This is a genomic window from Candidatus Zixiibacteriota bacterium (assembly GCA_020853795.1).
Lineage (GTDB): Bacteria > Zixibacteria > MSB-5A5 > CAIYYT01 > CAIYYT01 > JADJGC01.
In genome coordinates this window covers 1-5,321 of record JADYYF010000060.1, presented here as the reverse complement: position 1 = coordinate 5,321, position 5,321 = coordinate 1, and the positions used below count along the sequence as shown (strand labels likewise).

Below are 5,321 nucleotides of genomic sequence, written 5' to 3'. Positions count from 1 at the left end.
CCCTGTAGTGCCGACTTCAGTCGGCAGACGCCCTACCGCGTTGCGGCAGGTCTTGATCCCGCGCACCCCTCAAGACGCCAAATCGCACTCACTTCTCCGCGCCGGATTGTGACCTACCGCCCTTCTACTTGCTCACTGTAACTTCAGCCAAACGGGATTCCCGCCTCCGCCGGAATGACCCTTCCTCCCCTCTCCCTCTGGGAGAGGGGCCGGGGGTGAGGGTTACAATCTCTTCCGAATCTGCTCGATCTTCCCGCGAAATTCGCGCGCCTCGCCTTTTGACAATCCCGCCTCATCCAATGCATCGTCGCTCAAATCCAGCTCGCCGATTTTGCTGAACAGCAGCTTCAACTCAATCGACGAAAACGCCGCCGAATTCAACTGATAATCCTCAAATGCCTCCCACGCCATCGGCACGACCTGCTTGGTCATCGCCGCCATCGCCTTCGCATACTCGCGAATCTCGTACTGCGCCGTCTCCTCCAGCCGCAATTTGAGGAAATGGAAGAGATTATGCAGATCAATCTTCCAGTACCACTGCGTATACAGCGACAGCGGCAGGTTAATCCGCGCAATCTCCCGCGCAATCCCGCTTTCGATCGTCTTGAGGTACTCGTCGTAGAGCTTGCGGTTGCTCGTGTTCAGAAACGCGATGAATGCCTCCCGCACCGCCGGATCGATCTCGCCCTCCTCGCGTCCCTGCCGGTTTGTCGTCGACTGCGGCTTGATCTCCGCCGGCTGCGGCACGTAGAACTCATCTTCCATTACCGAATAGCGCCCCGAGTATTCGTTCACATTCGCCGTGCGATGACGAATCCACTGCCGCGCCACGAAAATCGGAAGTTTTACGTGAAACTTGAATTCCACCATTTCGAACGGCGTCGTATGCTGATGGCGCATCAAGTACCGAATCAGGCCGCGATCCTCGCGCCGCTTCTTGGTGCCCTTGCCGTACGACACCCGCGCCGCTTCGACGATCGCGTCATCTGACCCCATGAAATCGACCAGCCGCACAAACCCGCGGTCGAGAACCTTCACTTCCGTCCCGATCAATGTCGTTTTGTCTTCCATCGCGCGGCAGATATACTGGATTTGAGGAGGCGTGTCAATCAAATCATTTCAGACGATCCCATGGCCAATTCGGGTACCCCCGATCTATGTGAGGTGTCATTGCAAGGAGCGAACGCGCCTTGTCATTGCGGGGAGCAACCGATAGCCTCGTCATTGCGAGGAGCGCCCAATAGCCCTGTCATTGCGGGGAGCACCCGATAGCCTCGTCATTGCGAGGAGGGACACTACACCTGACAGCTCCTCCGCCCTTTGCCGCGACGAAGCAATCTCGCCATCTGCAATCTCTTTGCCTGCAATTTCTTCAACCCCTGTAGCGCCGACCTCAGTCGGACACCCGCTGCTTCTGTCGTAGGTCCGACTTCAGTCGGACTCTTGCTTTGGGTTGCGATCGTCCCTTCCGACATCGCCGAACATCACCAACTCCCCTCTCCCTCTGGGAGAGGGGTCGGGGGTGAGGGGCTACCGCATCTGCAGTGCCCGTACACCCGATAGCTCCTCTGCCCTTCGCCGCGACGAAGCAATCTCTTTGCCTGCAATTTCTTCGACCCCTGTAGCGCCGACTCCAGTCGGACACTCGCTGCTCCTGTCGTCGGTCCGACTTCAGTCGGACTCTTGCTTTGGGTTGCGATCGTTTCTGCCGACATCGCCGAACATCACCAACTCCCCTCTCCCTCGGGGAGAGGGGTCGGGGGTGAGGGGCTACCGCATCTGCAGCGCCCGCTCCACCAGAATCCGCAGACTGTCGTGCCAAAAATCAAACTGCCTCAGATCATCTTTCAGCGTCACCCAGCGAAACTCATCGTGATCCGTGCTCAACCGCACCTCAGTCTTCTGCGTCCGGCACAGCAGGAATACGCCGTACATCGGCACCCCCTCGTACACCCAATTGTCGAGCATCATGATCGAGAGGATTTCGACATCGTCGATCCCCGTTTCTTCGCGAATCTCCCGCCGCAGCCCTTCATCCCACTGTTCGCCGGCGTTCAGTCGTCCGCCCGGAAGCTGCCATTTTCCCGCTGGCCGCCGCAATATCAACGCCTCACCGCGTGCATTTACCAGCACCGCCGTCTGCACGATCTCGGCTTGAAGATGCTCCGTCATGATCTACCTCTCTCCGCCGTCGTCTCCGCTAACTCCACACCCACCGCACTCGCCGAATAACGCTACTCCCCTCTCCCTCCGGGAGAGGGGTCGGGGGTGAGGGCATTTCGGCATTGCGGCCCGGCGGTGAGGGTCCTATCTTCTCCCGTCGCATCACTGCGAACTCGCCGCCTCCGTATCCACCTCCCGCACACACCGAAATCCGTGCCGCGGATTGCCCCAAAACTTGTTCTGATACGTCACTGCGCGGCCATTGTATCCCACAAAATACGCCTCCGCCGAATCGTGCTCCGTCGCGGTCCACAAATAGATCGGCCAGTAATCGGTCGCCCACAACGGCGATTCCTTGTCGGGAATTACGTCGCAGTCGGCATGGTTCGACACCGAATCCCACTCGCATCCGGCGTTCGTGCCGTGCTTCACCAGCGAGCGCACCACCTCATGCACCGTCGGCATCCGCCAGATATTCTGCGGCGTCTCCATCAGCGTCTTGCCGTCCGCCGACAAAAAGCGGCACAGACAGAGGCTATCCATCTCTGCCTGCGTGGCCATCCGGAACACATTCTTCGCTTTCCAATCAAATCCCACCGGCGGCAGGCCATACAGCGCAATCTCGTTCCAATTGAGATTGCTCCCCGCGCCCTCCGATCCGTGCGCCCAGCCCGGACCCTCCGGCGCCCAGATCAGCCGCACGCCGTTCCCCTCGATCAGCCGCTCAGTGCGGACGCCGTCATCCTGCCGCGTCATCAAAATCGGCAAATTCCCGATCGTCGCACCTGCCGCAATCCCCAGCGGTATCGCCGTCGCCACGATCGTCCGCGCGTTCCGCCGAAACCAATTGCGCCGCACACTCGCATCCGGCGGATACTTCTTCGCCAGCCGCGCGTCGATCCAGAACAACACGCCGATCACCGCTAACCCCGCGCTCAAAAACAGCGTTACGAAAATCCCGACCGGGTCCTTCAACCCCCGGCTGATCTGCAACTGCATCCACCAAATGCCGAACCACAAGCCGATGATGATGATCACCGTCCCGCCGATTCGCGGCCACAGCAGGCACAGTCCGGTCAAGACCATGCAGATCGCCCCCGGCGCCACATAGCGGATCGCCATGTGCAGCGGCAAACCCCAGCCCTCGTAGTACAACTCCATGAAACTCCAATAGACCCAGAATGAGGTTATGGTCGTCAGAAGGATAATCGCGATCCAGCCGGGAATCCGGTGCTTGTCCAGGTTCATGCCCCCAAAATATGCTTCTCAAACCTCGATGCAACCGCTCTCGCACCCCACTGCTTCATCGGAAAATTCTGTCGCAACCGATCCGGTCAAGTTCGTATAATAGATATCATGGATGCTTAAAAGCCATTATCTGATCCAACCCCTTTGTCGAAGGATGATGTCTATGTCAATGCCGCATGAGACGGTGGAAAGTCATTATGGGAAACGCGAGCTGTACAACAGCATCATTAGCGCGTTTCACGCCGCCGGCCAGGATCCCGACCGGCTCACCTATGAAGACCTCAAACTCGTCGACGAATTCCACATCCGTGGCCGTGAAGCCACCGAGGAACTCGCCGACCGAGCCCAACTCAAGCCCGGCGAACTGGTGCTCGATGTCGGCTGCGGCATCGGCGGCTCGGCGCGCTATCTGGCCGCTACCCGTCGCGTTCGCCCGATCGGCATCGACCTGACGCCCGAATTCATTGCGACCGCCAATCGCCTCACCAAACTCGTCCACCTCGAAGACAAAGTCGAGTTCCGCCAGGGCAACGCCCTGCAGCTCCCTTTTCCCGACGCTGCCTTCGACGTCGCCTGGACCGAGCATGCGCAGATGAATATCGCCGACAAGCGCGGCCTTTATGGCGAAATCGCCCGCGTCCTCAAACCCGGCGGCCGCCTCGCGTTCCACGACATCTTCGCCGGCCCGGCTTCACCGCTTCATTTTCCAGTGCCGTGGGCCGATGAAAGCGCCATCAGTTTCCTCGAAACTCCCGACCGTGTTCGCGCTATCCTGACTGATCTCGGTTTCAAGGTCCTCGAATGGCACGACAAGTCGCAGCCCTCGGTCGAGTGGATGAAGGTTGCTATGGAGAAAATGCGCAATGGCGACCGTCCGCCGGTCGGCCCCGCCTTGTTGATGGGTGACGCCTTTAAACCGAAATTCGACAACGTCATCCGCAACTTCGCCGACAACCGCATCACCGTCGTCATGGCGGTTGTGCAGAAAGCCTGACACACCGGTCAGCTAAACACCAGGCACAGGTAGCTGCGGCTCGCGGCGGTCAACCTCGCCCGAGCCGCTCTGTCTTTTGCTGACTTCTACTTGATCCGCCGCTCATGCTGTCCCCTTCAAAATGCGTCTCCAGCCACGCCTTCACAATCGCATCCGCCCACCATTTCGTGATGTCCTTGGACTGCACACTTAGCGTTTGATCGAAAACTTCTTAATTCGTCGCTCATGCCGTCCCCCTTCAAACTCCGTCTCCAGCCACGCCTTTACGATCTCATCCGCCTGCTCTGCGCTCACCCACTTCGAGCCGAGCGAAAGCACATTCGAGTCGTTGTGCTGCCGCGACAACACCGCCATCTCCGTCGTCAAGGCCAGCGCGCCGCGAATCTCCGGCAGCTTGTTCACCACCATGTTCACCCCGTTGCCGCTCCAACACACCGTGATCCCACGCTCCACCTCCCGATTCGCCACTGCGTGCGCCACCCGCATCGCATAATCGGGATAATCGGTCGATTCTTCCGAATTCGTGCCGTAATCGGTGACCTGATGTCCCAGCCGCTCCAACAGCGCCTTCAGATGCTCCTTCAGCGGATAGCCCTTGTGATCAGCACCAATCGCAATTCGCATAATCCAATTATAGACTTGTTGAATAAGCCGCGCAAGCGCCGATGTCAACGCCGGCCCCTCCGCGCCACCGGTAGGTCACGATCCCCGCGGTCCTGACACTCGATTACCGCAACAGCTCGTAGGTCAGGATCCCTGCGATCCTGACACTCGATTACCGCAACAGTCCGTAGGTCAGGATCCCCGCGATCCTGACACTCGACCTGATCCCGGCAATCCCAATTCTCGAATTCCTGTAGCTCCGACTTCAGTCGGACTCGCCCCTGACTTCTTGAATTTCCTGTGGGTCCGACTT

At 59.1% G+C, this 5,321-nt stretch carries 5 protein-coding genes; 1 reads left to right on the top strand and 4 read right to left on the bottom strand.

Going from position 1 to position 5,321, the window contains the following annotated elements; translation table 11 throughout:
• Nucleotides 1-222 precede the first annotated feature (222 nt).
• The 3 genes from IT585_04160 to IT585_04150 form a co-directional block, all read right to left on the bottom strand.
• Complete coding sequence (locus IT585_04160) at nucleotides 223-1,071, bottom strand: FAD-dependent thymidylate synthase (GenBank protein MCC6962426.1); 849 nt, start codon at nucleotides 1,069-1,071, stop codon at nucleotides 223-225.
• Between the two features lie 699 nt (nucleotides 1,072-1,770).
• Entirely contained in the window at nucleotides 1,771-2,172 is a 402-nt protein-coding gene (locus IT585_04155; GenBank protein MCC6962425.1) for an NUDIX domain-containing protein, read from the bottom strand.
• 153 nt (nucleotides 2,173-2,325) lie between these two features.
• On the bottom strand, nucleotides 2,326-3,411 hold the full coding sequence (locus IT585_04150; GenBank protein ID MCC6962424.1) for a hypothetical protein: 1,086 nt from the start codon (nucleotides 3,409-3,411) through the stop codon (nucleotides 2,326-2,328).
• A 163-nt stretch (nucleotides 3,412-3,574) separates the two neighbouring features.
• On the opposite strand from IT585_04150, the gene IT585_04145 reads away from it, so the two are divergent.
• Nucleotides 3,575-4,405 (top strand): methyltransferase domain-containing protein, encoded by an 831-nt coding sequence (locus IT585_04145; protein MCC6962423.1) that lies wholly within the window; start codon nucleotides 3,575-3,577, stop codon nucleotides 4,403-4,405.
• Nucleotides 4,406-4,594: 189 nt separating this feature from the next.
• Here the strand turns inward: IT585_04145 and rpiB are convergent, their stop codons facing one another.
• The gene (rpiB, locus tag IT585_04140) at nucleotides 4,595-5,029 is read right to left on the bottom strand and encodes a ribose 5-phosphate isomerase B (protein MCC6962422.1); all 435 of its coding nucleotides are present in this window, start codon (nucleotides 5,027-5,029) and stop codon (nucleotides 4,595-4,597) included.
• Nucleotides 5,030-5,321: the final 292 nt, after the last annotated feature.